This is a genomic window from Sulfoacidibacillus thermotolerans (genome assembly GCF_003144315.1).
Lineage (GTDB): Bacteria > Bacillota > Bacilli > Alicyclobacillales > SLC66 > Sulfoacidibacillus > Sulfoacidibacillus thermotolerans.
Genome location: NZ_MPDK01000086.1, coordinates 1 through 1,203, shown reverse-complemented (window position 1 = coordinate 1,203; position 1,203 = coordinate 1). Strand labels below are relative to the sequence as shown.

Genomic DNA, 1,203 nt, shown 5'->3' with positions numbered 1-1,203 from the left:
TCAATCAAAAAGAATATCGTGAGTTGTTGTGTTGTAAATTGACGAAATATATCATCCCACTCTACAATCGTTGAAATGGTGAATTGAGAAGAATGTATGGAAGGTTCTGCAACCGCCGTTTCTCGCGAGAACCGCGATTTACGACGTTTTGCATGCGCTGCCGCATGGCGAATGACACTCACACACCAAGAGACACATGCGCCTTCTTTTTGATTGGCTATATCCACCAGAAACTCGCCTCCTGCATTCACGAGTTTCTTTTATCGTATCAAACACCAGTTCTTTTTACAACAAAAAGTATTCAATCTAAATATTAACACTCAAAAATAAAATTCGGTTCCTTAGAAATCAAGGAACCGAAAAAATATAAATATGCACTTGGAATCATTCAAAATCAAGCTCAAGTTGCACCGAAGAGCATTCCTTTTCACACTCTATCCCTCGCGGTACATTTCTCTTTTCGCCCAAACCTTCCACAATCTTTTCGTAAGAAAGGTTTTCAATTTCAAGTTGCGCTGATGGCCGCTCCAATTTCTTGCGCGCCATCTCTATATATCGCTCGATGCTCCCTTTTTTTACGCCAAAAAGTTCTGCAATTTTCGCATAAGAAAGGTTCTCAACCTTATGCAGGTAGTAGGCTTCTTTTTGTCTTTTCGATAGTTGCGAAAACCCCACGTGAAATCCCGCATCCTCTTGATCTTCAGGCTTATCATCAAAAAAGGTTTCAATTGGATCAGTCGTTTGGTTGCGCAGGGCATCTTTATAATCCACAAAACTCGTCTTATGCTTATTTAAAATCTGTTTCGCTTCTCGTGTCACATCATCCGGTAGCTCTGCATACCTCTGCATCTCATACAAATCTAACGTCCGGTCACGCACCATCGATTCTAATTTGGATCGGTCATTACGCAATTCGCTGACTTTACGCAACCTTTGTTCAATTTCCGTGGCAGCGTGATATTCCTGTTCATCTTTGAGCGCGTACACCATACGCTCTACGATATGAGTCCAATCCTTCTCGCTCGCAAGTTTTGACGCATCTTCAAAATACGCTTGCGCCCAAGGTGGCAAATGGATCACCAAGGCGCGAATTTCTGCCCAAAAAATCCGCTCTTGCGACTGATTTTGCGCGCGAAGCAACAAGAGCTGTTGACGTGTTTGCACGTATTGCACAGCCAAATCTTCCATCGCATCGACCGCCTC

2 protein-coding genes are annotated in these 1,203 nt (G+C 43.0%); both read right to left on the bottom strand.

Going from position 1 to position 1,203, the window contains the following annotated elements:
• Window positions 1-227: hypothetical protein (locus tag BM613_RS14545; protein ID WP_146192857.1), on the bottom strand; the 227-nt coding region annotated here is incomplete at its 3' end.
• Window positions 228-384: 157 nt separating this feature from the next.
• Window positions 385-1,203 (bottom strand): sigma factor-like helix-turn-helix DNA-binding protein (locus BM613_RS14540; RefSeq protein WP_281267868.1); only part of this gene is annotated, 819 nt, incomplete at its 5' end.